General features: G+C 68.7%; 26 protein-coding genes. 8 read left to right on the top strand and 18 right to left on the bottom strand.

The window, feature by feature from the left end; translation table 11 throughout:
- Window positions 1-233: 233 nt before the first annotated feature.
- From radA to ACFQE9_RS08905, 18 genes are all read right to left on the bottom strand, one after another.
- Window positions 234-1265 (bottom strand): DNA repair and recombination protein RadA, encoded by a 1032-nt coding sequence (gene radA / locus ACFQE9_RS08990; RefSeq protein WP_379743499.1) that lies wholly within the window; start codon window positions 1263-1265, stop codon window positions 234-236.
- A 145-nt stretch (window positions 1266-1410) separates the two neighbouring features.
- Window positions 1411-1668 (bottom strand): DUF5789 family protein, encoded by a 258-nt coding sequence (locus tag ACFQE9_RS08985; RefSeq protein WP_379743496.1) that lies wholly within the window; start codon window positions 1666-1668, stop codon window positions 1411-1413.
- A gap of 58 nt (window positions 1669-1726) precedes the next feature.
- Entirely contained in the window at window positions 1727-2227 is a 501-nt protein-coding gene (locus ACFQE9_RS08980; RefSeq protein ID WP_379743493.1) for an amino acid-binding protein, read from the bottom strand.
- Window positions 2228-2230: 3 nt separating this feature from the next.
- Window positions 2231-2821, bottom strand: coding sequence for an imidazoleglycerol-phosphate dehydratase HisB (hisB, locus tag ACFQE9_RS08975; protein ID WP_379743489.1), 591 nt, complete (start codon window positions 2819-2821; stop codon window positions 2231-2233).
- A 90-nt stretch (window positions 2822-2911) separates the two neighbouring features.
- A complete protein-coding gene (gene hisA / locus ACFQE9_RS08970) occupies window positions 2912-3652 on the bottom strand; it encodes a 1-(5-phosphoribosyl)-5-[(5-phosphoribosylamino)methylideneamino]imidazole-4-carboxamide isomerase (RefSeq protein ID WP_379743486.1) in 741 nt (246 codons plus the stop codon).
- Window positions 3653-3750: 98 nt separating this feature from the next.
- On the bottom strand, window positions 3751-4470 hold the full coding sequence (locus ACFQE9_RS08965) for an urease accessory protein UreF (RefSeq protein WP_379743483.1): 720 nt from the start codon (window positions 4468-4470) through the stop codon (window positions 3751-3753).
- Window positions 4467-5183 (bottom strand): urease accessory protein UreE, encoded by a 717-nt coding sequence (locus ACFQE9_RS08960; protein WP_379743480.1) that lies wholly within the window; start codon window positions 5181-5183, stop codon window positions 4467-4469. The genes ACFQE9_RS08965 and ACFQE9_RS08960 overlap by 4 nt, the downstream gene beginning before the upstream one ends.
- A complete protein-coding gene (locus ACFQE9_RS08955; RefSeq protein WP_379743477.1) occupies window positions 5183-6271 on the bottom strand; it encodes an urease accessory protein UreD in 1089 nt (362 codons plus the stop codon). Before ACFQE9_RS08955 ends, ACFQE9_RS08960 begins: the two co-directional genes overlap by 1 nt.
- The gene (gene ureG, locus ACFQE9_RS08950) at window positions 6271-6894 is read right to left on the bottom strand and encodes an urease accessory protein UreG (protein WP_379743474.1); all 624 of its coding nucleotides are present in this window, start codon (window positions 6892-6894) and stop codon (window positions 6271-6273) included. Before ureG ends, ACFQE9_RS08955 begins: the two co-directional genes overlap by 1 nt.
- Window positions 6891-7289 carry an urease subunit gamma gene (locus ACFQE9_RS08945; protein ID WP_379743471.1) on the bottom strand — a complete coding sequence of 133 codons (399 nt, stop codon included), beginning with the start codon at window positions 7287-7289 and terminating at the stop codon, window positions 6891-6893. Before ACFQE9_RS08945 ends, ureG begins: the two co-directional genes overlap by 4 nt.
- Window positions 7290-7293: 4 nt before the next feature.
- Window positions 7294-9006: an urease subunit alpha gene (ureC, locus tag ACFQE9_RS08940; RefSeq protein ID WP_379743468.1), complete on the bottom strand. Its 1713-nt coding sequence runs from the start codon at window positions 9004-9006 to the stop codon at window positions 7294-7296.
- Window positions 9007-9008: 2 nt separating this feature from the next.
- The gene (locus ACFQE9_RS08935) at window positions 9009-9407 is read right to left on the bottom strand and encodes an urease subunit beta (RefSeq protein ID WP_379743465.1); all 399 of its coding nucleotides are present in this window, start codon (window positions 9405-9407) and stop codon (window positions 9009-9011) included.
- A 202-nt stretch (window positions 9408-9609) separates the two neighbouring features.
- The gene (gene ureC, locus ACFQE9_RS08930; protein ID WP_379743462.1) at window positions 9610-11316 is read right to left on the bottom strand and encodes an urease subunit alpha; all 1707 of its coding nucleotides are present in this window, start codon (window positions 11314-11316) and stop codon (window positions 9610-9612) included.
- Complete coding sequence (locus ACFQE9_RS08925; RefSeq protein WP_379743459.1) at window positions 11313-11744, bottom strand: urease subunit beta; 432 nt, start codon at window positions 11742-11744, stop codon at window positions 11313-11315. Before ACFQE9_RS08925 ends, ureC (ACFQE9_RS08930) begins: the two co-directional genes overlap by 4 nt.
- A 191-nt stretch (window positions 11745-11935) precedes the next feature.
- Entirely contained in the window at window positions 11936-12745 is an 810-nt protein-coding gene (locus ACFQE9_RS08920; RefSeq protein WP_379743456.1) for an energy-coupling factor ABC transporter ATP-binding protein, read from the bottom strand.
- A complete protein-coding gene (cbiQ, locus tag ACFQE9_RS08915; RefSeq protein WP_379743453.1) occupies window positions 12742-13617 on the bottom strand; it encodes a cobalt ECF transporter T component CbiQ in 876 nt (291 codons plus the stop codon). Before cbiQ ends, ACFQE9_RS08920 begins: the two co-directional genes overlap by 4 nt.
- A complete protein-coding gene (locus tag ACFQE9_RS08910) occupies window positions 13604-13858 on the bottom strand; it encodes a PDGLE domain-containing protein (RefSeq protein WP_379743746.1) in 255 nt (84 codons plus the stop codon). Before ACFQE9_RS08910 ends, cbiQ begins: the two co-directional genes overlap by 14 nt.
- 79 nt (window positions 13859-13937) lie before the next feature.
- Entirely contained in the window at window positions 13938-14582 is a 645-nt protein-coding gene (locus ACFQE9_RS08905; protein ID WP_379743450.1) for an energy-coupling factor ABC transporter permease, read from the bottom strand.
- 149 nt (window positions 14583-14731) lie between these two features.
- Here ACFQE9_RS08905 and nikR point away from each other — a divergent pair, with 149 nt between their 5' ends.
- The 8 genes from nikR to ACFQE9_RS08865 all read left to right on the top strand — a co-directional run bounded on the left by nikR (window position 14732) and on the right by ACFQE9_RS08865 (window position 24502).
- Window positions 14732-15142, top strand: a complete 411-nt coding sequence (gene nikR, locus ACFQE9_RS08900; protein WP_379743447.1) for a nickel-responsive transcriptional regulator NikR — start codon at window positions 14732-14734, stop codon at window positions 15140-15142.
- A 427-nt stretch (window positions 15143-15569) separates the two neighbouring features.
- Window positions 15570-16907 carry an urea ABC transporter substrate-binding protein gene (locus ACFQE9_RS08895; protein ID WP_379743444.1) on the top strand — a complete coding sequence of 446 codons (1338 nt, stop codon included), beginning with the start codon at window positions 15570-15572 and terminating at the stop codon, window positions 16905-16907.
- Window positions 16908-16909: 2 nt separating this feature from the next.
- The gene (gene urtB, locus ACFQE9_RS08890; RefSeq protein ID WP_379743441.1) at window positions 16910-17848 is read left to right on the top strand and encodes an urea ABC transporter, permease protein UrtB; all 939 of its coding nucleotides are present in this window, start codon (window positions 16910-16912) and stop codon (window positions 17846-17848) included.
- A complete protein-coding gene (locus ACFQE9_RS08885; RefSeq protein WP_379743438.1) occupies window positions 17849-19015 on the top strand; it encodes an ABC transporter permease subunit in 1167 nt (388 codons plus the stop codon). It begins immediately after the preceding gene.
- On the top strand, window positions 19012-19827 hold the full coding sequence (locus tag ACFQE9_RS08880) for an ABC transporter ATP-binding protein (RefSeq protein WP_379743435.1): 816 nt from the start codon (window positions 19012-19014) through the stop codon (window positions 19825-19827). Before ACFQE9_RS08885 ends, ACFQE9_RS08880 begins: the two co-directional genes overlap by 4 nt.
- Complete coding sequence (locus ACFQE9_RS08875) at window positions 19827-20531, top strand: ABC transporter ATP-binding protein (protein ID WP_379743432.1); 705 nt, start codon at window positions 19827-19829, stop codon at window positions 20529-20531. The genes ACFQE9_RS08880 and ACFQE9_RS08875 overlap by 1 nt, the downstream gene beginning before the upstream one ends.
- Window positions 20532-21008: 477 nt before the next feature.
- On the top strand, window positions 21009-22547 hold the full coding sequence (gene pheS, locus ACFQE9_RS08870) for a phenylalanine--tRNA ligase subunit alpha (protein WP_379743429.1): 1539 nt from the start codon (window positions 21009-21011) through the stop codon (window positions 22545-22547).
- Window positions 22547-24502 carry a phenylalanine--tRNA ligase subunit beta gene (locus ACFQE9_RS08865; protein ID WP_379743426.1) on the top strand — a complete coding sequence of 652 codons (1956 nt, stop codon included), beginning with the start codon at window positions 22547-22549 and terminating at the stop codon, window positions 24500-24502. Before pheS ends, ACFQE9_RS08865 begins: the two co-directional genes overlap by 1 nt.
- The last annotated feature ends 144 nt before the right edge of the window (window positions 24503-24646 follow it).

Genomic DNA, 24646 nt, shown 5'->3' with positions numbered 1-24646 from the left:
TGCGAATCACGTTTCGACTGGGGTAGTTGGATGTATATAAATCCTTGAGTTAAAATATGTGGATATATTTTGAAATAGAACAACATTCGTCATATATTAGATCGAATAAGGTCAATATAAGGACGTAAATCGGACGATCGGGACACAAATGTTGCCGTAGAATCCAACGATCGTTTTGTCAGATCTTGGAGTAGTAGGCCCGATACGGCTCGCGCGCGCCGTCCCGCGCGGTGTTACTCGGGTTTGAGGCCGCCGTCCTGGACGCGCATCACGGCCTCGCCGTCGGCGAGGTTGGGCGCGTCGACGAGCCGGACGATCCGCTTGTCGCCCTTCGACTTTCGCAGATAGATCCGGAACGTGGAGGTGTGGCCGAGGATGTTGCCGCCGATCGGCTGGGTCGGATCGCCGAAGTAGGAGTCGGGGTTGGAGGCGACCTGGTTGGTGACGAGGATCGACGTGTTGTAGAGGTCGCCGATCCGCATGAGGTCGTGGAGGTGCTTGTTCAGCTTCTGTTGGCGTTCGGCGAGCTCGCCGCGGCCGACGTACTCCGCGCGGAAGTGGGCGGTCAGCGAGTCCACACAGACGAGCCGGATCGGCCACTCGCTCTCCTCGTGTTCGCCGGCCAGCTCCTTGGCCTTCTCGGCCAGCAGGATCTGGTGGTTGGAGTTGAACGCCTTCGCGACGTGGATCCGGTCGAGGAACGCATCCACGAGCTCGCCGACCGCCTCCTCGTCGTTCGGGGTTCCCTCGATCTCGCGACGCTCCATCTCGGCCGCGAGGGCCTCGTCGTCGAGCCCCCGGACCATGTCGTCGATCCGCTCGGGCCGGAAGGTGTCCTCCGTGTCGACGAAGATGGCGGCGCCGTCGAGGCCGCCGTGTTCCGGAAGCAGCTGGACGTTGACCGCGAGCTGGTGGGTCACCTGCGACTTGCCGGCGCCGAACTCGCCGTACACCTCCGTGATCGACTGCGTCTCGACGCCGCCGCCGAGCAGCTCGTCGACCTCGTCGATCCCCCACGAGAGCTTGCCGATCTGCTCGCGCCGTTCGAGGACGGCCGCGCCGGTCTCGAAGCCGCCGACGTCGGCGGCCTCGCGCGCCGCGTTGATGATGTCCGACGCCGTCGAGGCGCCGATGTCCGCCGTGTTCGACAGCTCGCCGGGGCTCGCAACGGCGATGCTCTGGTAGCTCTCGTAACCGGTGTCGACGAGCTTGTCCGCGGTCGCGGGTCCGACGCCTGGGAGGTCCTCGAGTTCGTCTTCGGGCATGTACGTCCCGCTTGTTCGCTCTCCCATATAAACCCCCGTTAACAGTCAAGTGAAAGTGAAAAACCGTGATGAGGTGACACGATCGGGATCGGTTCGAGGGGACTGTGGCGTCCTGGATAAAGGTGGTTGGGATCGTTCCGGGGAGCTACGCGTCGCCCTCCGACTGCCCCGGTTCGCCGACCGCCTCGACCGGGGCGTTTCCGTAGACCTCCGCCTCGAGGTCCTCGGCGGACCCGAAGACGTCGTCGTTCGATCGGGCGACGACGGCGGCCAACGGCTCCCTCCCGTCGGCGTACACGAGCGTCACGTCGGACAGCTCCTCGCGTGCCGTCTCCCGCTCGATCGGATACTCGAGGGCGTCGATGACCGTGTGCAGCCGGTTGAGTCGTACCTCGGTTGACATACGGTTCGTACGCGACCGAACCGTATAACGGTGCGTGTTACCGGTTGTCCCCCACCGGTCAGAACTCCACGCGACGCACGTACGGCAGCTCGCGGATCGCCACGAGCAGGTCGCCGGGCACCTCGGCGTCGAGGATCACGTAGAGCTTCGGGTCGTCGGTGAACTCCGGGTCCTCGCTTATCACCTGCCGGATCGAGAGGCCCGCCTCGGCGATGAGCGTCGTCACCTCGGCGACGATCCCCGACTCGTCCGCCTCCGCGACCTCGACCGTGAGCACGGTCAACTCGAGGACCGGCGCGAGATCCATGAGGCTCGGGATCGACGAGATGTTCGCGAAGATGCGCCGCAGCTCCGGGTCCTCGAGGATCGCGTCGGTCGTCGAGTCGACGACCCGCCTGTCGACGTCCAGCTCGCGTGCGATCCCCGTATACGGGATCTCGATCCCCCCAGAGACGACCCGTCCCTCCTCGTTGACGGAGAACCCCCGCTCGAGCAGGAGCCGGATCACCGCCTGCTGGCTCGGCGATCCCTCGAACTTGCCGAGGATCTCATCGAACATGCCTCAGAGCGCGCCCTTCGTGCTCGGGGTGTCCGAGCGCCGGTCGTCGAGCCGGGTCGCGTCATCGAGCGCGCGAGCGAGCGCCTTGAACAGCGCCTCCACCTCGTGGTGGGCGTTCTCGCCGCGAACGACCGCCGCGTGGAGCGTGATCTCCGCGTTGTGCGCGAGCGACATCGCGAAGTGGTCGGCCATGACGCTCGTGAACTCGCCGACGGACTCCTGGGAGAACTCCCCGGTGAACTCGTAGTGGGGACGCCCCGAGACGTCGACGACCACGGACGCGACGGCCTCGTCGAGCGGCACGCGGCGGTCGGCGTACCGGCTGATCCCGCGCTTGTCGCCGAGCGCCTCCGCGAACGCCTCGCCGAGACAGATCGCGACGTCCTCTACGGTGTGGTGGTCGTCGATGTGGGTGTCGCCGTCACACCGGACCGTCAGGTCGAACAGCCCGTGTTTGGCGAACGACTCGAGCATGTGGTCGAGAAACCCGATTCCGGTCTCCACCTCGCTTTCCCCGTCGCCGTCGATCGCGAGCGTCACGTCGATCTCCGTCTCCGCCGTCTCGCGCGAGACGGCAGCCGTGCGGTCGCTCATACGCGTCCTGCGGGCGCGACTCTTAAGGTGATTGCGCTCGGCTGCGTCCTCGACCGCGACTCGATCCCGTGTGAGTGGGTCGCCGTGCCCTCACGTCGACTCGACGGCTCGCTTGGCCTCACGCAGCGTGAACTCGCCCTCGTAGAGCGCGGTTCCGATCACGACCGCGGCGGCGCCCGCCCGCTGTAGCGCCACCACGTCGTCGATGCTCGCCACGCCGCCGGAGGCCACGACGGGGATGTCGACGGCGTCGACGACGGCCTCGACGGCCCCCCGGTCGATCCCCTCCAGTTGCCCCTCGACGTCGACGTTCGTAAAGAGGATCGCGCCGGCGCCGAGTTCCTCGTAGCGTTCGGCGGCCTCCGCGGGGTCGAGCCCGGTCGATTCGGTCCACCCCGAGACGACGACCTCCCCGTCCTTCGCGTCGAGGCTCACCATCACGGTGCCGGGATACTCGGCCGAGATCGCCTCGACGATCGGCGGGTTCTCGATCGCCGCGGTCCCGAGGATCACGCGATCGATCCCCAGATCGAGGAGCCCCGCCGCGTCCTCGGCGGTTCGGATCCCCCCGCCGAGCTGGAGATCGACGCGGTCACCCACCGCGTCGACGATGGCCTCGAAGGCGGTCGCGTTGACCCGCTCGCCCTCGAAGGCCCCGTCGAGGTCGACGAGGTGCAGGGTCCCCGCGCCCGCGTCGATCCAGCGCTCGGCGGCCTCGACCGGGTCGCCGTACCGCTTGCCGGTCCCCCGCTCGCCCTGTACCAGCTGGACCACCTCGCCGTCCTGGACGTCGACGGCGGGGATCACCTCGAACTCCGAGTCCGCGCTCATACCCCGAGGTTGGCGGGTCCGGGGTTAAATGGATCGAGAGTCGGACCGCACGAGATCGGGGAGACGTCCCTCCTCAACTCTCGAGCGACTCCTTCCCCTCAGCTCACGAACAGCCGTCTGTCCGCCCGCTCGTGTTCCGCCGACACGACATCGACGAGCGGGGCGAACGGCGTCATGTCCTCGATCGTCCGGTTCGCCGAGTCGTCCACGGCGTCCCGCATCGCCGGCCGCAGTCCGTCGAGTACCCGCTGGGCGTCGGTGTGGCCGAGCGACAGCAGGCGCTGGGCCGCCCCGAGCATCCCGGTTGCGAACCCGTGACAGCTCAACAGACACGCCTCGCGCTCGTCGACGCCGGCCAGTCCGGTCGCCACCCCGAGCACGACCGGATACGTGCCCTCGGCCTCCTCGGCCTCGATCCGCTCCGCGTATCGTTCGAGGAGCGGCTCCTCGCGCAGATCCCGCTGGAGCGACAACAGGCGCCGTCCCGATTTTCGGGCGCTCTCGCGGAACTCCGCGGGCAGGGTCGCCGCCGTCAGCCGGCGGTCGGCCGCGAGGGCCGCCTCGAGGTCGCCCTCCCGTGCGGCCGCGTGGGCGGCCCGCAACGCGACCAGGTCGGCGGGCCCGACCTGTCGCCGGAGGTACGTCTCGAGGATCTCCTCGAGATCCGTGACGTCCTCGACCCGGTCGTCGGCGATGAACCCCTCGAGCGCGTAGGAGACGGTGTAGGTCCCGACCGGCAGGAAGGAGTCCGCGAGTCGGAACGACTCGAGACTGGCGTCGTCGCTCGCGCCCCGGTCGCTCGCCGCTCGATCGCTCATCGATCGCCTCCGTCGCTGGCCTCGGGGGCTCGTGGGCGGTCGTCGTGACCGTTCCGGTGGGTGTGTTCGTAACCATGATCGTGACCATGGTCATGACCATCGTGACCATGCTCGTGATGGTCCTCGCCGTGGTCGTGACCGTCGCCGCCGTGCTCGTGGTCGTGATGGTGTCCGTCAGCGTCGCCGCCGTGGTCGTGTCTATGCCCGTGCTCGTGGTCGCTCCCGTCGTGTCCGCCGATCTCGCCGAAGGTCGTGGGCGGCACCGTTTCGAACCGCACGGTCACCCTCTCGGGCAGCAGGCCGTCGACCGTCTCGCGCATGCGCTCGCGGGTGTCCGGAACCGGAAACAGCGCCTCCTCGCCGCGAACCGCCAGATCGAGGTGGCGGTTGCCGAGCGCGTGACCGATCTCGAGGGCGGCCGTCGCCGACACGTCCGCGTCCGCGAACCCGAGCACGAGCGCGTCGACCGCGGCGAGCTCGACGACGACGAGCGTTCCCGATTCGGTCTCGAGCACGTCGCCGTCGCCGAGCTCCCGGCTCACCACGATGCCGAGATCGCGTCCGTCCTCGGTCTCCGTTCGGACACGCGACCGCCGCCGCTCGACGTTCGAGAGGACGACCCTGGCCGGGGTTTCGCCCCCGTCCTCGTCCGCGAGGCGCGCCTCGACGTCGGGATCGTCGCGGTGGCCCACGTGCGCGTTCGCGACGAGCATCAGTACTTCCTCCCCGACGGCGCGGGGGCGTCGATCAGATCACGGCGCGCCGCGTCCCACGCCGCGTGGAGGCTCGCCTGAACCGTCTCGGCCCGGTCGCCGAGCGCGCGCACGGCGACGCCCGCGCCGTTCGGGAGCGCGCTCGCGCCGGCGCGCGCCGTCTCGGCGGACGGTCCCTCGCCACTCGCTCCGCCGCCGGTTCCTGTCCCTCCGTCGTCCGCGTTCGACTCGGTTGCTTCGATCGCCTCCGTCGCCCCTGTCGATTCGGCCGCTTCCGCCGCTTCGGCCGCTTCAACCGCCTCGGTTGCCGCTGCGTGAAGCCGGTCGCTCATCGCGGGCGCGTCCATCTCGGGGTCCACGACGTAGAGCGTTCCGTAGACCGTGAACTCGCCGAGCACCCCGGAATCGGTCGGATCGACCGATCCGGCGTCGCCGGGCGCCAGATGGGCGGCGTCCTCGAAGAGCATCGCCTCCGGTCCGTACGCGCGCACCCGCGAGAGATACCGTTCGAACTCGAACCGCTCCCCGCGGGCGAGCCGGCCGGGGACGACGACGTCGCCGAGGACGGCGGTCGCGCCGGCCGCGAGATCGATCCGGAGGTCCTGGTGGTATCGCGAGTTGGCGTGGAGGATCGTCGGCTCGGGCACGTACTCGAGGTAGCCCCCCGTACCGACCGACAGGCGCAGGTCCGCGCCGGCGTAGTTGCGCTCCATCGATTGGACCTTCGTCGAGCTCTGGGTGGTCACGTGCGCGATCGCCTCCGGACCCGCCGCGATCTCGACGTCCTGGCGGTCGCCCTGGGCGATCCCGCCGGTCGGCGACTGCAGGAAGACGGTCGACGCGTTCGGGTGCGGATCGGACGCGAGGGTTCCCGAGACGTGAAACGGGACCGTCGCGTAGTCGTGGACGAGCGCCGTCCCGCCGTCGACCCGCTCGAAGCGAAGCTCCAGGTTCCCGTCCTTGCCGGGCGAGCCGACCGCCGCCTGCGGGACCGGCTCGGCGGCGTAGTCCTCGAAGGAGGGGTGTGGCGCCTCCTCCCGATCGCTCGGGGGATCGCCGGAGTCGGACCCCGGGACGTCGGCGGCCATCAGGCGAAGAGCACCCCCTCGCGGACGTGTGCGAGCACCTCGTCGATGCCCTCCTCGGCCTTGCAGTCGGTGAGGACGTGGGGCCCCTCGCGCACCTCGCGGGCGTCGCGTTCTATCACCCCGAGGTCGGCGCCGACGTGGGGGGCGAGGTCGGTCTTGTTCACCACGAGGAGGTCGCAGTCGACGACGCCCGGCCCGCGCTTTCGCGGGATGTCCTCGCCCTCGGCGACGCTTATCACGTACAGCGAGTAGTCGGCCAGCTCCGGGTTGAACGTCGCGGCGAGGTTGTCGCCGCCGCTCTCGACGAACACGAGGTCGAGATCGGGGTGGTCGGCGAGGAACTCGTCGATCTGCTGGAGGTTCATCGAGGGGTCCTCGCGGATGCCCGTGTGCGGACACGCGCCGGTCTCGACGCCGGCGACGAGATCCGGCGGGACGATCCCCTCGAAGCGCTCCCGCAGGCGGTTCGCGTCCTCGCGGGTGAGGATGTCGTTCGCGATCACGCCGATCTCGAGGCCCTCCTCGCGGAGGCGCGGGACGACCTCCGAGAGCAGCGACGTCTTGCCGGACCCGACCGGTCCGCCCACGCCGACCGTGGCGACGTCGCGGTGGGTGAGGCTCATCGGCCGGCGTCCCCCTCGCTCCCTCCGGACTCGCCGGCGGACTCACCCGTCCCGCCGCCGGTTCCGTCGCCCTCGGCCCCGCCGACGCTGTCCGAGCGGATCGGGTCGTGGACCGTGACGAGCTTCGTCCCGTCGGGGAACATCGGCTCGACCTGGATCATCCCGACCATCTCCGGGATCCCCTCCATGACGTCCTCGCGGCCGAGCAGCTGTGAGGCGCCCGAGCGGATCTCCGCCACCGACTGCCCCTCGCGGGCCCGCTCGATGCACCAGTCGCTGATGTAGGCGACCGTCTCGGGGTGGTTCAACGGGACGCCGCGCTCCTTGCGGCGTCGCGCGATCTCCGCTGCGGTGAATACCGTGAGGCGTTCCTCCTCTTTGGGTGTGAGCTTCATCGTTTCATAACGTGTACCGCTGTGCGAGCGCGATCTCCCCGGCCGGGTCTGAGGTGACCGGCTCGCCGTTCATCTCGACGGTGAACGTCTCCGGATCGACGTCCACCGACGGGCTGTACGTGTTCGCCACGAAGTCGTCGGTCGACAGATCGCGCGTGTCGTCGATGGGAACCACGACCTTCGAGAGGTCGTAGGCCGCCTCGACGTCGGCCTCGTAGGCCTGTCGGCTGACGAACTGGATGCTCGTCGCGTTCCGCGCGGAGCCGAAGGCGCCGTACTGCGGGCGCATCGACACCGGCTCGCAGGTCATGAGCGAGCCGTTGGCCTCGCCCATCGCCGAGTACGCCGGGAACCCGCCCTTGATCACGGTCTCGGGCTTGATCCCGAAGAAGGCCGGATCCCAAAGCACGATGTCGGCTATCTTTCCGGGCTCGAGCGAGCCGACGTAGGCGTCGATCCCCGCCGTGATCGCCGGATTGATCGTGTACTTGGCGAGGTAGCGTTCGATCCGGCGGTTGTCGTTGCCGGACCCCTCGTCCGCCGCCAGCGGGCCGCGCTGGCGCTTCATCTTGTCCGCAGTCTGCCAGGTTCGCGGGATGAGTTCCGCCATTCGGCCCATCGCCTGCGAGTCCGTTCCCATCATCGAGACTGCGCCCAGGTCGTGGAGGACGTCCTCGGCGGCGATCGTCTCGGCGCGGACGCGGGATTCGGCGAATGCGACGTCCTCGGGGACGTCGGGATTGAGGTGGTGACAGACCATCACCATGTCGAGGTGCTCCTCGAAGGTGTTGTCCGTGTAGGGCATGGTGGGGTTCGTCGAGGACGGCAGCATGTGTTTTTTCCCGACGAGCTCGATGATGTCGGGGGCGTGGCCGCCGCCGGCGCCCTCCACGTGGTAGGCGTGTAGCGTCCGGCCGTCGATGGCGTCGAAGGTGTTCTCGACGAACCCCGACTCGTTGAGCGTGTCCGTGTGGATCGCCACCTGTACGCCGGTCTCGTCGGCGACGTCCAGACAGGTGTCGATGACGCCCGGGGTGGCGCCCCAGTCCTCGTGGATCTTGAGCGCGACCGCCCCGGCCTCCACCTGTTCGCGGATCACGTCCGGCCGCGAGGAGTTGCCCTTGCCGTAGAAGCCGACGTTGACCGGCCAGGCCTCCGCGGCCCGCATCATCATCTCCAGGTTCCACCTCCCGCTCGTGATGATCCCGACCGTCGAGGGGCCGACCCCGCCGCCGAGCATCGAGGTGACCCCCGAGGCCAGCGCGTGGCGCGGCAGCTGTGCGGAGTTGAAGTGGACGTGCAGGTCGATCCCGCCCGGCGTCGCGATCAGTCCCTCCGCGGAGATCACCTCCGTGTTCGCGCTGACGATCAGTTCGTCGTCGACGCTCGCCATCGTCTCGGGGTTGCCGGCGTTGCCGACCCCCGCGATGTAGCCGTCGCGGATCCCGACGTCGGCCTTGCGGATTCCGAGGACGGGATCGAGGATCACGAGGTTCGTGAGTACCCAGTCGAGCGCGCCCTCCTCGGCGGTGTAGCCCGGCTTCAGGCCCATCCCGTCGCGGAGGGTCTTGCCGCCGCCGAAGACCGCCTCGTCGCCGCGGGTGATCTCGTCCGTCTCCACCTCGGCGACGAGCTCCGTGTCCGCGAGCCGGATCCGGTCGCCCTCGGTCGGCCCGTAAAGCGAGGCGTATTCCTCGGGCGGGAGATCGCGAGCCACGCTCAAAGCCCCCCGTATCCGCCCTCGCGGGCGCGCTCGATGGCGGCCGCCTTGGTCTCCTCGTCGATCGCTCCGTCCTCCCCGTCGATCGCTCCGTCGACGAGCGCGTTCATCCCCGAGACCACGCGGTCGCCGGCGAGTCCCACGAGGTCGGCGGATCGTTCGTCGCCGGGCTCGAAGCGGACGGCGGTGCCGGCCGGAACGTCGAGGCGCATGCCGAAGGCGGCCTCGCGGTCGAAGGCGAGGGCGGCGTTGGCCTCGAAGAAGTGGAAGTGGGAGCCGACCTGGACGGGACGGTCGCCCGTGTTGGCGACGGTCACCGTCGCCGTCTCGCGTCCCTCGTTTATCCGAACGTCCTCGCCGCGTGCTGTGACCTCGCCGGGGACGAGCCGGTCGCTCATCGTCGTTCCCCGCGGCATCGGTTCAGCCGTCGGTGGTCGCGGTATCGCCGTGGCGCCTGGCCGTTCATATCGACCGGCGTTAGATCACTTATCACGGATTTTGGTTCCCTGATCGTCGGTATATCCGTTCCGTATAGTGTGATTATACTCCTTATAGGACAATATGGACCTGATCGTCCACCCACTCCGATCCCGGTTCCGATCATAGCATGTACCGCTGTGCGAGCGGTAGCTCCGAGGACGGTTCACAGGCCACGTGCTCGCCGTCGACCCGCACCTCGAATGTCTCCGGATCGACCTCGATGTCGTCCGGGCAGTAGTCGTTGTGGAGCATGTCGCCCTTCGCGACCGTTCGGGCCCCCTCGATCGGGACGACCCGCGAGTCGAGGCCGTACTCCTCGCCGACGCCGCGCTCCGCGGCCGCCGGCGAGACGAACGTCAGCGACAGCCCGTGTTTGGCCTTGCCGACGGCGCCGGCCCGCTCGCGCTGTTTGATCGGCTCGCAGGTCATGAGCGAGCCGTTGGCCTCGCCCATCTCCGAGTGGACCGGGAAGCCGCCCTTGAACGTCATCGCGGGCTTGATCCCGAAGAAGGCCGGGTCCCACAACACGACGTCGGCGAGCTTTCCGGGCTCGAGCGTGCCGACGTGCGCGTCGATGCCGGCCGCGATCGCGGGGTTGATCGTGTACTTGGCGAGGTAGCGTTCGATCCTGGCGTTGTCGGCCTCGGTACCCTCGTCCTCGGGCAGCGGGCCGCGCTGGCGTTTCATCTTCGAGGCGGTCTGCCACGTCCGGGGGACGACCTCCGCCATCCGGCCCATCGCCTGCGAGTCGGAGGTCATCATCGAGATCGCTCCCACGTCGTGGAGGACGTCCTCGGCCCCGATCGTCTCGGCGCGGACGCGGGACTCGGCGAAGGCGACGTCCTCGGGGACGTCGGGGTTGAGGTGGTGACAGACCATCACCATGTCGAGGTGCTCGTCGAAGGTGTTGTCGGTATACGGCATCGAGGGGTTCGTCGAGGAGGGCAGCATGTTCGGCTCCCCGACCATCTCCATGATGTCGGGGGCGTGGCCGCCGCCGGCGCCCTCGATGTGGAAGAGGTGCATCGTCCGGCCGTCGACCGCCGCGAAGGTGTTCTCGACGAACCCGGCCTCGTTGAGCGTGTCCGTGTGCATGCACACCTGGACGTCCTCGTCCTCGGCCACCTCGAGCGCGACGTCGATCGCCGCCGGCATCGACCCCCAGTCCTCGTGGAGCTTGAGCGCGCACGCGCCCGCCTCGACCTGCTCGCGGAGCGGCCCCGGCTCCGACCCGTTGCCCTTGCCGTAGAAGCCGACGTTGACCGGCCAGGCCTCCGCGGCCTGCAGGAACCGCTTTACGTTCTCCGGGCCGGTCGTACACGTCGTCGCCCCGCCGCCGTATCCCCCGCCGAGCATCGTGGTGATCCCCGAGGCCAGCGCGTGCTCGTGCAGCTGTGCGGAGTTCCAGTGGACGTGGATGTCCAGCGCCCCGGCCGTGGCGATCTTCCCCTCGGCAGGGTAGACGTCCGTCGACTGGCCGACGACCATGTCGACGCCGTCCATCGTGTCGGGATTGCCAGCCTTGCCGATCCCGGCGATCTCCCCGTTTCGGATCCCGATGTCGGCGGCGACGATCCCGATGACCGGATCGAGTATCGTCGCGTTCGTGATGACCCAATCGAGCGCGCCCTCCTCCTGGGTCACGCCCGTGGCCATCCCGAGCCCGTCGCGGAGGGTCTTGCCGCCGCCGAAGACCGCCTCGTCGCCGTGGGTCCGCAGGTCCCGCTCGACCTCGGCGAAGAGCGTCGTGTCGCCGAGCCGGACCCGATCGCCCTCGGTGGGGCCGTACAGCTCGGCGTACGCCTCGCGGCCGATCTCGCGGGTCACTGTTCGTCCTCCGTGCTCGGGTCCGCGTCCTCGGCGTCTCCGGCGGCGGCTGCCCCGGTGTCACGGAACCCGGCCGCACGCAGGCGCTCTAACGCTTCGGTCGGATCGCCGTCGACGCTCCCGTTCACCATCCCGTTCATGCCGTGGGCGCGTCGTTTCCCGCCGATCGCGACCAGCCCGACCGTCTGCTCGTCGCCGGGCTCGAAGCGGACGGCGGTGCCGGCCGGGACGTTCAGCCGTTTTCCGAAGGCGGCCTCGCGGTCGAAGGCGAGGGCGGCGTTGGCCTCGAAGAAGTGGAAGTGGGAGCCGACCTGGACGGGGCGGTCGCCCGTGTTGGCGACGGTCACCGTCGCCGTCTCGCGCCCCTCGTTGAGCGTCACGGTTCCCTCCCCGGCGCGGACCTCGCCGGGCACCATCCCCTCGCTCACGGGACGTCCCCCCGCTCGCGTCGATCCGCCGTCGATCCTCGCGGTGTTCGTTCGGCTCGTTCGTTCGACATTCGCGGGAGGGTTTGAACCCTCCCGATAAGCCCGTTCGTCTTAGCGCAAATACCGCCATTCACGCGGCTGAATGCGATCGTCCGTCCAGTTATTCGCCGACTCCGCTCCGTGAAGTCGGCTCACTCCCCGTCCGAGATGTCGTCAGGGGACCGAAGCCGCTCTTTCGCCTCCTCGACGGTCAGCGGGACCGGCTCCTCGTCGGCGAACAGGCGGACCACCTGCGGCGGTCGGAGATCGCAGTCGGCCAGCAGCGCCGCGTCGGTCATCACCTCGCGCGTCGGACCGTCGGCGGCGATCCCGTCCCCGTCGAGCAGCACCACCCGATCGGCGACCCGCGGGACGAGTTCGGTCTCCGGGGTCGAAATGACGAGCGTGGTCCCCGCCGCCGATAGTTCCGAAAGTAGCTCCACGATCGCGGCGCGGTTCGCGGCGTCGACGTTGCTCACGGGCTCGTCGAGGAGCAGGACGTCCGGCTCGACCGTCAGCGCGCTCGCCAGCGCGGCGCGACGCTTTTCGCCCCCGCTGAGCCGGAACGGCGGCTTCGACCGGAGGTCCGCCAGATCGAGACGCTCCGCGATCCGGTCGACGCGGCGGTCGATCTCCGACCGCGGCAGCGAGAGCTGGCCGGGACCGTACGCCAGGTCCTCCTCGACGGTCGGGTTGAACAGGTAGTCGGACGGGTCCTGGGTCGCCACGCTCAGCCGGTCTCGAACCGCGTCGGCGTCCTCGGTCTCCTCGAAGTACCGGACCGTCCCCGAATCCGGCTCGACGAGGCCCCCGAGCACCTGCAGCAGGGTCGACTTCCCGGCGCCGTTCGGGCCCACGAGCGCGACCCGCTCGCCGGCCTCGATCGTCACGTCGACGCCGTCGATCGCGAGCGTGCCGTCCGGATAGGCGTACCTGAGTCCGCTCGCCTCGATGACGTTCACGCGAGGGCCACCCCGGCGATCGTCGCCGCGACGATCAGGGCGAACACCAGGTCGCCACCCCCCGCTCGCTCGCGCTTGCGGACCGGCGTCGAACCCGTTCCGCCGCGGGCGCGGGCGGCACGCTGGACGCGCTCGCCGCGCTCGAGGCTCCGGAGCAGGAACGTTCCGAGGAAGTTCCCCGAGTCGCGCCAGGTCTCCCGCAGCCCCCGATTCCCGATCCGTCGCCCGCGGCGTGCCCGCACCATCCGGTCGAGTTCGGAAAAGAAGACGAGGAGATACCGGTAGGTGATCGAGAGCAGCGAGACCGCGATCGTCGGCGCGCGAAAGCGCCGCAGCGCGGCGAGCAGGTCCGCAAACCGGGTCGTCAACAACAGCACCGACAGGAAGCCGACGCAGGCGGCGACCCGCAGCGTGAAGACGGCGACGTAGGTCACGCCGTCGACCGAAAGCGGGGTCCAGGCGACGGTCGGACCGCCCATGAGCACCGCCTGGGGCGCGACCGCCACGGCCGCGAACGCCGGCGCGCCGGTCGTGCGCCCGAGGAACGTCCGGGCGGGGATCCGCGAGGCGGCGGCGAGGACCGCGGCCAGTCCTCCCATCAAAGCGACCGGAAGCGGGTCCCGCTGGGCGACCGTGGCCGCGACGAGCGCGAGCGTGCCGAGCAGCTTCACGCCCGGCGTCACCGACTGGAGGAAGCCCTCGCGGTCGGGGACGGACTCGGCCAGCAGGAACCACCGGGCGTGGGTCGCGATCGCCGCGATGGTCCCCTCGAGGGGGTCGCGTCCCCCGAGGGAGGAGCCGCGTTCCGATAGGGAGGAGCCGCGTCCCCCACGAGAGGGGCCGCGTCCTCCTTCCGGGTCACCGCGTCCCATCGGCGTCGGTTCCGAGCGCTCGGACGATCCCGGTCGCGACGAGCAGCGTCACCCCGGTCCCGAGGATCGCCGACACGAGGGTTCCGGCGGCGCCACCGAGACCCGGGATCCCGTAGTCGGGGAACGGCGCGAGGTCGACCGCCTCGGCGTGTTCGCTCGCGCCGGTCACCTCCGCGGCGTTCTCGAGCGGCTCCGCGTAGCCGACCTGTCCCGCCGCCCAGCCGAAGACCGGGGCGAGCAGCGCGAGAACCAGCAGGATCGCGAGCGCTCGCGGGAGCCACTCGCGGGCGTGGACCGCTTCGCCGCCGTTTCGCCCCGCCTCAGGCATCGGGCGTCACCTCCGGCGCGACGCTCGGGCGCAGGTCCGGGCGCGCGCGGACCAGGTAGCGGTAGACCACGGCGGTGATCGCGCCCTCGCCGAGGCCCAAGACGAGGTGGCCGACGCCCATGATCGAGAGGGTGGTTACGAGCTGGTACTCGAAGGTCGACGAGAGGCCGAGCTGGACCGCCGCCGCGAGCGCGCCCGCGGTAATGCCGAGCCAGCCGGCCGCGAACGCGGCGCGGAACTCCCCGTACCGCGAGAGGGCTCGGTAGACGGCGTAGCCGACGTACACCTCGACGACGGCCATGTTGAGGACGTTGGCGCCGAGCGCGACGAGCCCGCCGTCGCCGAAGACGAGCGCCTGGATCGTCACGACGGTGGCGACACAGAGCGCCCCGAGATGCGGACCGAGCAGGATCGCGGCGAAGGCCCCGCCGACGAAGTGGGCGCTCGTCCCGCCCGGGATCGGCCAGTTGAGCATCTGTGCCGCGAATACGCCCGCCGCGACGACGCCGACGAGCGGAGCACGCGCGTCCGATACCTCTCCCCCGACGCGGCGAGCGGCGATCGCGAGCGCCGTCACCGCGATCGCGGCGGCCGCCGCCGCGACCGGGAGGTCGAGGAATCCGTCCGGGATGTGCATGTCGGTTCGAACCTCGCCCGATGTAATAATACTTTCCTCTCGAACAGTATTACTCCATCGCGGACGACGAGCCGCGCCGAACGCGTCGGTGTCGGCCCGGAGGGACGCGCTTCCCAACCGTATTAGCCCCCTCACGCGTAGGGTGGCACATGAGCGAGGATCTCGACCGCATCAGCCTCACGCTGCCGTCGTCCATGGTCGATCGGCTCGACGGGATCGTCGACGACTGGGAGTACGACAGCCGATCGGCGGCGATCCGCGACTCGCTGCGGGACTTCTTCGCCGACTACGAGTGGGAGTCCGGCGGCGAGAGCGGCCACCACGGGACGATCGTCGTGGTTCACGACCACCACGTCGACGGCATCGCCGACGACCTCCAGACGATCCAACACGAGATGGCGGAGGCGATCACCTCCGTCCAGCACATCCACCTCTCACACGACACCTGCATGGAGACGCTCGTCGTGGAGGGGGCCGCGGGCGACATCACGGAGCTCGCGAACCGCCTGCGCGCGCTCGGCGGCGTCCAGCAGGTGAAGGTCGTCGTCGTCGACGAGTAGTCCGCGCTCTCGGCCCGTCGTCGCTTGGAGTTGCGATGTCGTCGCACCCGGCGTCGGACCGTCGGTGTCGCTCGAGGACGGGACGTCGCTGCTCGGAGCCGAGACGTCCTCGCCCCGCTTTTTCGATTTTGAATCCGTCCGGCCGTCTCCCCGGTGATCATACGTCTACTGATTAGCCAAACGAGGACTCGACTCGTTTCGGTCGTCCTCGACTGCTGATCGACCGTATCGAATAACCTTATATGGATATGCATATATTAACCCGTCTTAATACTCGTGTGGAAAGGTTTATACGTGTACTGTGGATTCGACGGAGTGTGCACCAAATGATGGACGAACGTACGTCTATTCGGCGCTTTGCTGCCAAGAACCGTGTAGAATTCCCGAATTCGCTTGTCGTTCCCGATCCCAATATGGAGGGATCCCAATGAGTCGGAACCCCATCGATCGCCGGACGTTCCTGACCGCTGCCGGCGCCGCGGGCGTCTCGGCGTTCGCCGGCTGTTCGGGCGGCGAGGGAACCGGCAACGGTAACGGCGGAAACGGCGGCGGCACGACCACCGACACCGCAAGCAGCACCGACGTCGTGAAGATCGGCGTCCTCGAGGACCAGTCGGGTAACTTCGCGCTCGTCGGTGACCCGAAACACAAGGCGACGATGCTCGCCATCGAGGAGATCAACAACGACGGCGGGATCGACGGCAAGCAGATCGAGACCTACGACCGCGACCCGCAGTCGGACAACCAGCGCTACCAGGAGCTCACGCGCGAGATGATCAACGAGAACGAGGTCGACGTCCTGTGGGCGGGCTACTCCTCGGCGACCCGCGAGGCCATCCGGCCGATCATCAACCGCAACGAGCAGCTCTACTTCTACACCACCCAGTACGAGGGCGGCGTCTGCGACTCGACGACCTTCGCCGTCGGCCCGACCGCACGCCAGCAGCTCGGGATGGTCCTCCCGTACCTCCGCGAGGAGTACGGCCCGGAGATCTACACCATCGCGGCCGACTACAACTTCGGACAGCTCTCGGCCGACTGGGTGCGGGTGCTCGCCGACGAGAACGACGCCGAGGTGATAGGCGAGGAGTTCATCCCGCTCAGCGAGTCCTCCTTCGGGTCGACGATCAACCGCATCCAGGAGGCCGACCCCGACTTCGTGATGTCGATGCTCGTCGGCGCGAACCACACCGCCTTCTACGAGCAGAAGGCCTCCTCCGGCCTCGACGTCCCGATCGGCACCTCGACGGCGATGGCACAGGGCTACGAGCACCGGCGGATCGACCCCCCGGCGATGGCGAACATCTACGCCGGCGTCAACTACATGCAGGAGGTCCCCACCGAGAGCAACACCGGCGACGGGGGATTCGTCGACCGCTACTTCGACATGTACCCCGACGCGCCCTACCTCAACGAGGAGGCGGAGACCAACTACTTCTCCGTCTACATGTACAAACAGGCCGTCGAGCAGGCGGGAACGCTCGAACAGCCGGAGGTCATCGAGGCGCTCGAATCGGGGATCAGTCTCGGGACGGAGCGCGCCCCGGAGGCGCCCGAGGGAGAGACGATCGAACTCGACGGCGCCACCCACCACGTCGACCACCACATGTGGATCATGCGCGCCGACGAGGAGCACAACATCGAGGCCGTCGCCGACCGCAAGATCCCCGAGCAGTTCCTCACCGAGACGGTCGGCTGTGACCTCCGCGAGACCGACGAACAGACCCAGTACACCCCGGTCGACTACTTCGAGGAGGCCGAATAGGGATGGTAAACGCCCTCAACCTCGTCTTCCAGTTCCTCGATAGCTTCGCGTTCATCGTGCTGGCGGCGGTGGGGTTGGCGATCATCTTCGGCATCATGGGCGTCATCAATCTCGCACACGGGGAGTTCATCCTCGTCGGGGCCTACGCGACGACGCTCGCCGTGACCGGAGCGGGCCTGCCGCTTCCGCTCGCGATGATCGTCGGCGCGCTCGCCACGGCGGTCTTCGGCGTCGTCGTCGAACGCACGATCATCTCCGGCGCCGTTCCGAACGCGCTCGGTCGTCGGTTCCTCGGACGCGATCTCGTCGAACCCCTCTACGACCGGCTCGCCGACTCGATGGTCGCGACCTTCGGGCTCAGCCTCGTCATGGTCCAGGGAGCCCGAATCGTCTTCGGCAACTCGATCGATCAGGTCTCGACGCCGCTCGGAAACGTCGCCTACGGGACCTTCTCGTACTCGACCTACCGGATCGTGCTCGCCGGCGTCAGCATCGCCGTGCTCGTCGCGGTGTACTACGTCTTCACCCACACCGACTTCGGAATGCGCGCCCGCGCGACCATTCAGGACGAGCGGACCGCCCGCGCGCTCGGCGTCGACACGGAACGCATCTACATGGCGACGTTCGCGATCGGGTCGGGACTCGCCGGGTTCACCGGCGCGCTCTTCGCGCCGATAATCTCGATGCAGCCGACCCTCGGCGACCAGTTCCTCGTCGAGGCGTTCGTCGCGGTCGTCGTCGGCGGGTCGAGCGTCGTTCTCGGCACGGCGCTTTCCGGGGGCGTCCTCGGGATCATCGAGGCGACGTTCTCGAACCTCTACGGCACGTTCATCGGTCGGATCGCGCTGCTCGTGGCGGCGCTTCTGGCGCTCCGGTTCCTGCCGGAGGGGATCACCGGGTTCATAAAGCGGGTTCGGGCCCGCAGACGGGAGGGGGCGTAGATGGCCGCCGACGCCGACGTCGGTTCCGGTCCCGCCTCCAGTCGTTCCGTCTTTGACCGACTTCGCCGCCGCCTCGAGGGACCCAACACGATCGGCAACTCGACCGGCTTCTGGGTCGGGTTCCTGCTCGTCGTGTGTGCGCTCGTCGCCTATCCGCTCGTCGGCGGGGGCGGACAGCTCTCGCTGTTCCTCGTGTTGGGGCTGCTCGGGCTCTCGCTGTCGCTCGTGTGGGGCTACGCGGGCGTGTTGAGCTTCGGCCAGGTGGTCTTCTTCGGGCTCGGCGGCTACGCGTTCGGCGTGGTGTCGATCAACTTCGCCACCCCTCAGGGCATCACCGCCGCGCTCGTGATCGGCGTGATCGGCGGCGCGGTCGGCGCGGCGCTGCTCGGCTACTTCATGTTCTACGGCGGGGTCCGTGACGTCTACGTCACCATCATCACGCTCGTCTCGACGATGGTGTTGCACACGTTCATGGCCCAGACCGCGGGCTCGGAGTGGACGATCGGCGAGGCCGCGCTCGGCGGGTTCAACGGGATGCCACAGATCCCGCTTCTCGCGTTGGGCGTCGAGGGCGCCTCCTACCAGTTCGTCTACAACGAGTTCGAGGTGGTCCTCCCCGTCGTCGGAGTCGCGGAGATCGACCCGTTCTACTACCTCGCGCTCGCCGTGCTCGTGGCGAGCTACCTCGGATTACGCGCGCTCGTCAACTCCGATTTCGGCCGCGTGATGGTGGCCGTCCGCGAGGACGAGGACCGCACCCGCATGTTCGGGTACGACGTCGAGCGCACGAAGCTCGTCGCGTTCACCCTCGGCGGCGCGCTGGCGGGCCTCTCGGGCGTGTTGTACGCCGCCCGCAACGTCTACATCGACCCGACCGTCTTCTCGCTGCTCTTTGCCACCCTGCCGGTCATCTGGGTGAGCATCGGGGGTCGAAAGAGCCTGCTCGGGGCGATCGTCGCGACGATCGCCGTCGAGTACGTGCGCGTGTCGATGCAGGGCGAGCTCGCGCTCGTCATCCTGGGGAGCCTGCTCGTGGTCACGATCCTCGCGCTGCCCGGCGGCATCGTCCCGTGGATCCACGAGACGTTCGTGCGTAACCGTCCCGATCCGACGGAGATCGACGCTCCGGACGCGCCGGAGGCGGCCGCGGAGGTGAGCGACTCGTGAGCGGGAGCCGCTCCTCGGCCGACGACCCGCAGAACATCGATCCGGACGTCCGCGAGACCGCCGCCGGGCTCGCGACCGGCGACCGCAGCGACACCCTGCTCCAGACCGACGGGCTGATCAAGCAGTTCGGCGGCTTCACCGCGACCGACGAGCCCGGATTCGCGGTCGAGGAGGGGGAGCTTCGCTGTCTGATCGGTCCGAACGGCGCCGGCAAGAGCACCCTGCTCAAGCTCATCACCGGCACCCACGAGCCGACCGCCGGAAGCATCTACTACGACGGCGACGACATCACCGACCTGCCGCCCCACGAGCGCGTCAAGCGGGGGATCAGCATGAAGTTCCAGGTCCCCTCCGTCTACGGCGACCTCACGGTCCGCGAGAACGCACAGCTCCCGATCCAGCGGCTGGTGACCGGCGACGATCGCAACCGCCGGATCGAGGAGACGATCGCCGCGGCGGGCCTCGAGGGATACGAGGACGTGCCCGCGAGCGACCTCTCACACGGCCAACAACAGCAGCTCGAGATCGGCATGGCGGCGTCGCTACAGCCCGACCTCCTCCTGCTCGACGAGCCCGTCGCCGGCCTCTCCGTCGAGGAGCGGCGGGGGATCGCGGACCGCGTGACCGCGCTCAACGAGGAGCGCGGGATCGCCTTCGTCGTCATCGAACACGACACCGACTTCGTCGCGGAGATCGCGGACGCCGTCACCGTGCTCCACCGCGGCGACGTCTTCCGCGAGGGGTCGATCTCGGAGATCGAGGCGGACCCGGAGGTCCGCCGCATCTACCTCGGCGAGGGGGGTGAGGAGTGATGGCGCTCCTCGAGATGTCCGGCGTGACCGCCGGATACGGCGCAACGCCGGTACTTCGCGACGTCGATCTCTCCGTCGACGCCGGCGAGATCGTCGGGGTGGTGGGGAAGAACGGCGTGGGCAAGACCACCCTGATGCGGACCGTGATGGGGCTCCTCGATCCCTCGAGCGGGAGCGTGCGCTACCGGGAGGAGGACCTCACCGACGCCTCGGCTGACGAGCGCGCACGCGCGGGGATCGGTTACATTCCACAGGGACGCGACGTCTTCCCGGAGCTCACCGTCGAGCAGAACCTCCGGATGGGCGAACACGTCAACGCCGGCGCCGATCGCACGCGATACGACGAGATATACGACCTGTTCCCGGTCCTCGAGGAGCGGGCGAGCCAGTCCGGCGGCACGCTCTCGGGCGGCCAACAGCAGATGCTCGCGATCGCCCGCGCGCTCGTGGCCGACCCCGACCTGCTGTTGCTCGACGAGCCAAGCGAGGGCGTCCAGCCCTCCATCGTCGACCGCATCAGCGAGGACATGCGGACGATAAACGACGAGCTCGGGACGACCATCCTCTTCGTCGAGCAGAACCTCGGGGTCATCCGCGGGATGGCCGACCGGTGTTATGCGATGGAGCGCGGCGAGATCGTCGACGAGATCGACGGCGAGATGCTCGCCGAGGAGAACGCCGTCGCCGAGTACCTCGCCGTCTGAGGCGCCCTTCGGCCCCATTCGCCCCTCGCTGACGACGTCCTCCGGCGACGTCGCGCAACCTATTTGTTTCCTGCCGTGTCACACCCGATCATGGCACTCGAACCCGCCATCGATGGAATCGCTCGCGACCGCGGCCGCGACGGGTTCGGGTTCGTTTTTCGCTGAATTCGCGTGGCGGATCCGTCCCGTCTCGGGGCGGTGAAACCCCGCGATCGACACGACGATCGCCGCGACGATCCTCGTCCGTCGATGGCCGATCACGACTCCTGGCCGCCGCTCGCCGATTTCCGGCCGTCGGACGCCGAACGTCGACTTCCGGCCGTCGGACGCCGAATGCCGACTTCCGCCGATCGGACGCCCAACGCCGAACGCCGATCGTCGCCCGAACACGGAACGCTTACGACGTGTCGGCCTCCGAACGTACGGACGAGAGACGACCCGACGCCCGACGCGAATCCACGAACACCAACCCACCATATGCGACTCACGGAAGCCCAACTCGCGGTCCTCGAGGCCGCGAGCGCGACCGACGAACGACCGATCGACGACCTGGCCGCCGATCTCGGCGAGAAACCCGAGACCGTCACCCGGATCGTCTTCGAACTGGAGGAGGAGGGCCTCCTCGAGGTCTCCGAGTCGGAGGCCGTCACGCTCGCCGCCACCGAGGAGGGCCGCGAGTACGCCGACGCCGGCCTGCCGGAGGTCCGTCTCCACCGCGCCGCGATCGAGGCCGGCGCGGACGAGGAACCGGCCTCGATGGGCGCGGTCATCGGCCGCTCGGGACTCGAGGGGCCGGCGGTCGACATCGCCCTGTCGAACTACGCCCGCAAGGGATACGGCACGATCGACGCCGGCGAGATCACGGCCGACCCGGACGCGGATCCGGACGCGGATCCCGAGCGACTCGCCCTGGAAGCGGTCGTCGACGCGACCGCTGACGCCGACGAGGACCGAGTCGATCCGCCCGAGGGGGTGGACGGCGACGTCCTCGAGAGCCTCGAACGCCGCGGGCTCGTCGATCGCAGCGAGTCGACCGTCCGCTCCGTGGCCCTCTCCGATGCGGGCGTCACCGCACTGATGGAGGGGATAGAGACCGCGGAGACGGTCGACCGTCTCACCCCGGAGCTGCTCACGAGCGGCGAGTGGGCGGACGTCGAGTTCGCCGAGTACAACGTCGAGGCGGACGCCGAGACCGCGACGGGCGGCAGAAAGCACATCCTCCGACAGACGGCCGACCGCGTGAAGGACGTCCTCGTCGGGATGGGATTTCGCGAGATGGAGGGCCCACACGCCGACTCGGAGTTCTGGATCAACGACTGTCTGTTCATGCCCCAGGACCACCCCGCGCGGACCCACTGGGACCAGTTCGCCCTCGATCTCCCCCCCATGGAGCAGATTCCTCCGGACCTGCTCGAGCGCGTCGAGCGCGCCCACCGCGAGGGCTGGGGCGAGGACGGCGACGGCTACCACTCGCCGTGGACCGAGGACGTCGCGCGCGCGATCGATCTACGTGGTCACACCACCTCGCTGTCGATGCGACACCTCTCCGGGTTCGCCCTCGGCGACCTCGAGCCGCCACGGCGGTTCTTCTCCGTCGAGAAGGTCTACCGGAACGACACGCTCGACCCGACGCACCTGCTGGAGTTCTTCCAGATCGAGGGGTGGGTGATGGCCGAGGACCTCTCGGTGCGCGACCTGATGGGCACCTTCGAGGAGTTCTACCGGCAGTTCGGGATCACCGACGTGCAGTTCAAACCGCACTACAACCCCTATACGGAACCGTCCTTCGAGCTGTTCGGCCGCCACCCCGAGACGGACGAGCTCATCGAGATCGGCAACTCGGGGATGTTCCGCGAGGAGGTCCTCGGCCCGCTCGGCGTCGAGTGCGACGTGATGGCCTGGGGGCTCGCCCTGGAGCGACTGCTCATGTTGATGTACGGATTCGACGACATCCGCGACGTACACGGGACGCTCTGTGACCTGGAACTGCTGCGGGAGACGGAGGTGGTTCGGTAATGCCCGTCGTCGACGTCGACCCCGACGAGCTGCGCGAGCTGACCGGCCACGAGAAGTCAGACGAGGAGTTCATCGACGACCTCTTCGCCCTCGGCTTGGAGTTCGAGGGCGAGACCGACGACGGCGACCTTCAGCTCGAGTTCGCCCCCGACCGCCTCGATCGCCTCTCGGTCGAGGGGGTCGCGAGATCCCTGCGGTACCACTACGGCGACGCCCGCGGGGTCCACGTCCCCGACACCAACGATGCGGACTGGACGCTCGAGGTCGCGGAGTCCGTCCCCGAGGAGCGCCCCTACGTCACGGGCGCGATCGTTCGCGGGGTGGACCTCGACGACGCCGCCCTCGACTCGCTCATCCAGCTGCAGGAGAAGCTCCACGCGACGATGGGTCGAAAGCGCGCCAAGGGCGCCATCGGGATCCACGACCTCGCGATGATCAAGGGCCGCGCCGGCACCGACGGCGAGGCCAACACGATCACCTATCGCGGGATCGCTCCCGACGGCGACACGTTCGTCCCGCTCGATTCCGACGCCGAGATGACGCCCGCCGAGGTCCTCGAGGAGCACGACACCGGGCGGACCTACGCCGACCTCGTCGCCGACTACGACCGGTACCCGGCCATCTACGACGACCTCGGGCTCTTCTCGTTCCCGCCGGTCATCAACGGCCGCCGGACCGAGGTGACGACCGGCAGCCGCGAGCTGCTCGTCGAGATGACGGGGACTGACCAGTGGACGATCGATCGGATGCTCGCGATCGTCTGTTACGCGCTGTCGGCCCGCGGGGCGACGATCGAGGACGTCGAGGTGGTCTACCCGGGTGCCGGTGATACCGACGGACCCGGAGACGTCGAGTCGATCTCCGATGAGGACGACGTCGAGTCGATCTCCGATGAGGACGACGTCGAGTCGATCTCCGATGAGGACGACGTCGAGTCGATCTCCGATGAGGACGACGTCGAGTCGATCTCCGATGAGGACGACATCGAGTCGATCTCCGATGAGGCCGACGTCGAGTCGATCGACGGCGACGGGAGCGACTCCTCGATCGCGTCCCACCCGAGCGCCGGCCGGACGCTCGTTCGGCCGGACCTCGAGGTGACGGAGAAGTCCGTCTCCCACGAGCGCATCGAGTCGACCATCGGCGTCGAGTTCGAGCCGGACGAGGTCGTCGACCTCCTCGAGCGTTCCGGGCTCGATGCGACCTACTCGCTCGGCGACGAGGTCGTCTACGACGTGGAGATCCCGCCCTACCGCGTCGACGTGCTCCACCCCTACGACCTGGTCGACGACGTCGGGCGCGCATACGGGTTCAACGACCTCGAGCCGCGCTACCCGGACGTCGGAACCGTCGGCGGCCGCCACGACCGGTCGCGGCTCGAGGACGCCGCCCGCGCGAGCCTCGTCGGGCTCGGGTTCGAGGACCTGCTCAACTTCCACATGATCAGCGGTCCGGAGAACTACGACCGGCTGCGCGTCGACCCCGGTAGCGACGTCCTCGGCGGCGGCGATCCGGTCGAGATCACCGAACCCTACAGCGAGGACTACACGCAGCTTCGCACGTGGGCGCTCCCCTCGCTGCTCATGGTCCTCGAGCGCAACACCCACCGGGCGTATCCCCAGGACCTCGCCGAGATCGGCCTGGCGGCAGAGCGTGACGACGCCGAGAACACGCGCGTCGCCGAACGCCGAACCGTCGCGGGCGTCCTCGCCCGCACCGACGCGAGCTACGAGGACGCGAAGGCCCGGCTGCAGGCGCTCTGTCGCGACTTCGACGTCGACCTCGCGACGCCGGCGATCGACCATCCGACGTTCATCGACGGGCGCACCGCCGCGGTCGAGATCGACGGCGAGACGGTCGGCGTGATCGGCGAGGTCCACCCCGCCGTCCTCGTCGAGCACGACCTGGAGCTGCCGGTCGCGGCCTTCGAGTTCCGCCTCGACGCGCTGGAGTAGCACGCCGGTTCTCCCTCCGCAGTCCCCCTTCGTCGTCCTTCATCTATCGTCCTCATCCACCACAGCCTCATCCGCAGTCCTCCTTCGCCGTTCCCTCTCCGATCGAGGCGCTTAACAGGCAACCGGCGGTATCGACACCCAAGA

It is taken from the genome of Halopenitus salinus, assembly GCF_042662125.1.
GTDB classification, from domain to species: domain Archaea; phylum Halobacteriota; class Halobacteria; order Halobacteriales; family Haloferacaceae; genus Halopenitus; species Halopenitus salinus.
Note: the sequence above shows the minus strand (reverse complement) of the source record. Positions and strands in the feature narration are given on the sequence as shown.

Coding starts and splice junctions, on each gene's coding strand:
- radA (WP_379743499.1), bottom strand. CDS start 1,265: ATGCCCGAAGACGAACTCGAGGACCTCCCAGGCGTCGGACCCGCGACC.
- ACFQE9_RS08985 (WP_379743496.1), bottom strand. CDS start 1,668: ATGTCAACCGAGGTACGACTCAACCGGCTGCACACGGTCATCGACGCC.
- ACFQE9_RS08980 (WP_379743493.1), bottom strand. CDS start 2,227: ATGTTCGATGAGATCCTCGGCAAGTTCGAGGGATCGCCGAGCCAGCAG.
- hisB (WP_379743489.1), bottom strand. CDS start 2,821: ATGAGCGACCGCACGGCTGCCGTCTCGCGCGAGACGGCGGAGACGGAG.
- hisA (WP_379743486.1), bottom strand. CDS start 3,652: ATGAGCGCGGACTCGGAGTTCGAGGTGATCCCCGCCGTCGACGTCCAG.
- ACFQE9_RS08965 (WP_379743483.1), bottom strand. CDS start 4,470: ATGAGCGATCGAGCGGCGAGCGACCGGGGCGCGAGCGACGACGCCAGT.
- ACFQE9_RS08960 (WP_379743480.1), bottom strand. CDS start 5,183: ATGCTCGTCGCGAACGCGCACGTGGGCCACCGCGACGATCCCGACGTC.
- ACFQE9_RS08955 (WP_379743477.1), bottom strand. CDS start 6,271: ATGGCCGCCGACGTCCCGGGGTCCGACTCCGGCGATCCCCCGAGCGAT.
- ureG (WP_379743474.1), bottom strand. CDS start 6,894: ATGAGCCTCACCCACCGCGACGTCGCCACGGTCGGCGTGGGCGGACCG.
- ACFQE9_RS08945 (WP_379743471.1), bottom strand. CDS start 7,289: ATGAAGCTCACACCCAAAGAGGAGGAACGCCTCACGGTATTCACCGCA.
- ACFQE9_RS08935 (WP_379743465.1), bottom strand. CDS start 9,407: ATGAGCGACCGGCTCGTCCCCGGCGAGGTCACAGCACGCGGCGAGGAC.
- cbiQ (WP_379743453.1), bottom strand. CDS start 13,617: ATGGGACGCGGTGACCCGGAAGGAGGACGCGGCCCCTCTCGTGGGGGA.
- ACFQE9_RS08905 (WP_379743450.1), bottom strand. CDS start 14,582: ATGCACATCCCGGACGGATTCCTCGACCTCCCGGTCGCGGCGGCGGCC.
- nikR (WP_379743447.1), top strand. CDS start 14,732: ATGAGCGAGGATCTCGACCGCATCAGCCTCACGCTGCCGTCGTCCATG.
- ACFQE9_RS08895 (WP_379743444.1), top strand. CDS start 15,570: ATGAGTCGGAACCCCATCGATCGCCGGACGTTCCTGACCGCTGCCGGC.
- urtB (WP_379743441.1), top strand. CDS start 16,910: ATGGTAAACGCCCTCAACCTCGTCTTCCAGTTCCTCGATAGCTTCGCG.
- ACFQE9_RS08885 (WP_379743438.1), top strand. CDS start 17,849: ATGGCCGCCGACGCCGACGTCGGTTCCGGTCCCGCCTCCAGTCGTTCC.
- ACFQE9_RS08875 (WP_379743432.1), top strand. CDS start 19,827: ATGGCGCTCCTCGAGATGTCCGGCGTGACCGCCGGATACGGCGCAACG.
- pheS (WP_379743429.1), top strand. CDS start 21,009: ATGCGACTCACGGAAGCCCAACTCGCGGTCCTCGAGGCCGCGAGCGCG.
- ACFQE9_RS08865 (WP_379743426.1), top strand. CDS start 22,547: ATGCCCGTCGTCGACGTCGACCCCGACGAGCTGCGCGAGCTGACCGGC.